Annotated in this window: 3 protein-coding genes and 1 pseudogene; 2 read left to right on the forward strand and 2 right to left on the reverse strand. The window is 42.6% G+C overall.

Annotated elements, in window-relative coordinates; genetic code table 11:
- Positions 1 to 599 precede the first annotated feature (599 nt).
- Positions 600 to 1,172: a hypothetical protein gene (locus tag HMPREF1051_RS06725; RefSeq protein WP_003766194.1), complete on the reverse strand. Its 573-nt coding sequence runs from the start codon at positions 1,170 to 1,172 to the stop codon at positions 600 to 602.
- 26 nt (positions 1,173 to 1,198) lie between these two features.
- Complete coding sequence (locus tag HMPREF1051_RS06730) at positions 1,199 to 2,014, reverse strand: PoNe immunity protein domain-containing protein (protein WP_003766196.1); 816 nt, start codon at positions 2,012 to 2,014, stop codon at positions 1,199 to 1,201.
- A gap of 305 nt (positions 2,015 to 2,319) precedes the next feature.
- On the opposite strand from HMPREF1051_RS06730, the pseudogene HMPREF1051_RS14400 reads away from it, so the two are divergent.
- Positions 2,320 to 2,460, forward strand: a pseudogene (locus HMPREF1051_RS14400) (IS5/IS1182 family transposase); the annotation flags it as partial.
- A gap of 350 nt (positions 2,461 to 2,810) precedes the next feature.
- A partial coding sequence (locus HMPREF1051_RS06735) for a S49 family peptidase (RefSeq protein WP_003766192.1) occupies positions 2,811 to 3,675 on the forward strand: 865 nt, incomplete at its 3' end.

The raw sequence follows: 3,675 nt of genomic DNA on the forward strand, positions 1-3,675 counted from the left end.
CGCTACGATTTGCTGCAACGGCAACTTGTTCCTTCCCCCGTCCGACGGGGGAAGGTTAGGATGGGGGTGGCTTTATGGTTTTAGGTAAAATCAAATTCGTGCAAACCGTAGGGCTGCTCTCTCCAGCCAGACGGGAGAGCCAGCCGCCCGTAGCGTGAGTTCTACCCACGAATGAACAGAGATGATTTGATTCGGATGTTTGGGCAGAAGGTCGTGGGCGAAGCCCACGCTACGATTTGCTGCAACGGCAACTTGTTCCTTCCCCCGTCCGGCGGGGGAAGGTTAGGATGGGGGTGGCTTTATGGTTCTAGGTAAAATCAAATTCGTGCAAACCGTAGAGCTGCTCTCTCCGCAGACGGGAGAGCCAGCCGCCCGTAGCGTGGGTTCTACCCACGAATAAACAAGGATGATTGGATTCGGATGTTCGGGCGGAAGGTCGTGGGCGAAGCCTACGCTACGGGTTGGTTTATCTCTTGAATCTGTATCCACTTGATGAAGGGTCGTCTGAAAATAAAAATCCTCAATTTTTCAGACGACCTCAATAACAGACTTCCAATTCAATCTACGCTTGCTGGATAGCACCAATAAGAAGGTAATTTTTACAATTGAAATTTACGGCAACTATTTACATTATCTACGCCATAATAATTTTCCGCATCCAATTTATTATTTCTATAAAATATAGGTATTCCTCTAAAATATTTATTTAAATCAATATCTCTATCTCCATCCCCATCACTTAAGGTATGTTTTCCTTTCCAATTAACGTAGTATTTAGAAGGCGCCATAACCAAACACCCGCTTTTATGATTTAAAATCAAAATATTATTAGTTTCATGGTAATGCGAAGAATTTTCTTCCAAATCCTCTACCATGCCTCCTTCTATATGCATAAATATCGAATACTTGCCATCAGGCGAAGATTCCAGATAAACCATTTCAGATACACAATTATCTACTTTATCTTTTTGATAACAGCCATCTTGTAAGGAATATGTTTTTATTCCTTTATTTTTCATTGTATAGCGCATAAAAATATTTTTTTTATTTGGCTTTAAAAACTCTAGCTGCCCATAACCCAACAAATTTTGCACTTCATGAACAGGAAAAATATTTTGTTCTGCCATAGCGAAACTACTATAAATAAAGAATAATAAAACGATTTTCTTCATATCAATCCACCCTTGCCGTATTACTCCTACTCGTGCTTAAGCTTCTGCTCCCGTGCCCAATCCACCATATCTTTAGGATAGTACAGATACTGCCGCAGGGAGGTGTCGTCCAAGTCTTTTAAATAGGCGACTGCGGCGGATTCAAAGCTCCAGTAGCCGATATAGCCCCCATATTCGGGATCTTGGTTCAAATGTGTATCAATCAGGAGATTACCGATTTTTCGGTTGCCTTCGTACCAGCCGGAGAGGTAAGCGTTGAGATATTTCAGGGATTCTTCCTTGCTTTCTGCCATGATGGCTTGCAGCAGGGGTTTGCGGAAGTTGTGTCCGCCTTTGGCAAATTTGGCGCCGGGATCAAATTTCGTGGGTAGTGCCATATTTATCAAAGCCCTGAATGATGGATCGTAATACATTTCGTCATCGTTATAGGGATTGAGGCTGTCTTTAATGGTTTCCAGCCAATCCATTCGTTCGAACAATAGGCAAAGTCCGATAAGGTTGGGTTGCTCTTCTCCCGCCCACTCCTCCGGCCCCCAAATAAACATGATGTCTTCCTTTTGCCCGTATTGCCTGTGTATATCCAGGCATTGCTTACAGTAATAAACTATTTGATTCATACGCTTCTTGATTTCTTCTATCGGAAATCCTACGGTGTATTCGGTAAGCATTGTTAGATAAAGTTGTTGAGGCAGTGCATCTGAAGGAATAGTTGAGTCACTCTTACTTTCTTCTATCCACTCTTGCAGTAGTTGTAGATTTTCAGAATAACTGGTTTTAAAAAAATCTTCTTTAAACAATCCCTGGCGGTCTTTATTGCGATTATATTTAACTTGATTGGTCATTTTAGTCCTTTAAATAGACAAGTTATTTAATATCGTCTGCATCTGTTTTCTGCATTTTTCCGACGTTTTTTTGGCATTTTCATAGTTTCTTTGTGCTTTTAGCCTTTTCTCCGTTATCGAACAATCAATTCTTTACCTAGAGAATGTGGTCGGCAGGTTTGTGATGGCGGTGTATCAAAACCATATGAACAATTGAACAGGACGACTGCTATTGGCAAAGAGGTCGTCTGAAAACTTTCAGACGACCTTGATAGATGTTGGATTTCCGCCCCAATCTACGCTTGCTACACTCCTACGGATGTTTTGAAAAAAGCGTTTTCCGGAATAGGCGTCTGCGCTTTTATAGTGGATTAAATTTAAATCAGGACAAGGCGACGAAGCCGCAGACAGTACAGATAGTACGGCAAGGCGAGGCAACGCCGTACTGGTTTAAATTTAATCCACTATAATGTTTACATCGACGGTATCGGTACGTTTTTCGGAACAAAGCAGCATTATGATAGGAATAGTCCGATTACTCAAAATAGTTATCATAAATCATTCTTCAAGCTTTTATCGCTGCACATAATATCCCATATCATTTTTTGACGCTGTTTTCTTTGGATTCCCTCTAATGAGGAAACCAAAAATTTCGTTATAAAATGAAAACTTTGTTCAAATATTTGCTGATGATTGAAATTTTATCTTTTAGGACGGTAGAATGCGGGGTTATTGGATAGGAGACATCCTCTAAAATGTTGGAGCTACCTGAATTGTGGTTCCGAATGTCAAAATTTGAACAATGAAAGTACCGATCATGCAGGAACCTTATTCTCGTGAGGGGAATAATCCCTCATCTCATTCCGGCTCGTTTTGGGAGCGCGAAGTATTGCGCGAAGTATTGCTGGCTTCTTATAAAGAGCAGCGTAGCGCACGTATTTGGCGCAATATTTGGCGTGTTATCGGTGTGATTTTATTTCTCATGTTTATTGCGTCACTGTTTGGAGACGATACCGATGCAGTGCAAAGCAGTGGGGAACATACGGCAGTGATAGATTTGAAAGGTGAAATCGGCAATGAACTTGATGATCAGGTTGAGATGCTGCGCACCGGTATGGAGGCGGTTTACAATAATCCCAATGCTAAAGCGATTATCATCCGCGCCAATAGTCCGGGCGGATCGCCTGTGGTTTCCAATATTGCGTTTAACGAAATCCGCCGTATGAAATCGGAGCATAAAGACATTCCTGTGTATGTGGTGGCGGAAGATATGTGTGCATCGGGCTGTTATTACATTGCGGCGGCGGCCGATAAGATTTATGCGGACCCGTCCAGCGTGGTCGGCAGTATCGGTGTGATTGGCGGGGGGTTTGATGCGACGGGGCTGATGGATAAAATCGGTATCAAACGTCGTCTGAAAATCGCGGGCAGCAATAAAGGTATGGGCGATCCGTTTTCTCCTGAAACGCCCGCACAAACTCAGATTTGGGAAAAAATGCTGACCGATATCCATAAGGAATTTATTAAATCGGTTAAACTCGGACGCGGAAAGCGTTTGAAAGATCAGCAGTATTCTGATGTTTTCAGCGGCCGTATCTATACCGGTTCGGAGGCTAAAGAAGTGGGATTGATTGATGATTTCGGCAGCGTATATAGTGTCGCTAGAGATGTCGTCAAAGCCC

The organism is Neisseria sicca VK64 (assembly GCF_000260655.1).
GTDB classification, from domain to species: domain Bacteria; phylum Pseudomonadota; class Gammaproteobacteria; order Burkholderiales; family Neisseriaceae; genus Neisseria; species Neisseria sicca_B.

Bases quoted from the DNA above. Each gene is read 5' to 3' on its own strand.
- HMPREF1051_RS06725 (WP_003766194.1), bottom strand. From the start codon at position 1,172: ATGAAGAAAATCGTTTTATTATTCTTTATTTATAGTAGTTTCGCTATG.
- HMPREF1051_RS06730 (WP_003766196.1), bottom strand. From the start codon at position 2,014: ATGACCAATCAAGTTAAATATAATCGCAATAAAGACCGCCAGGGATTG.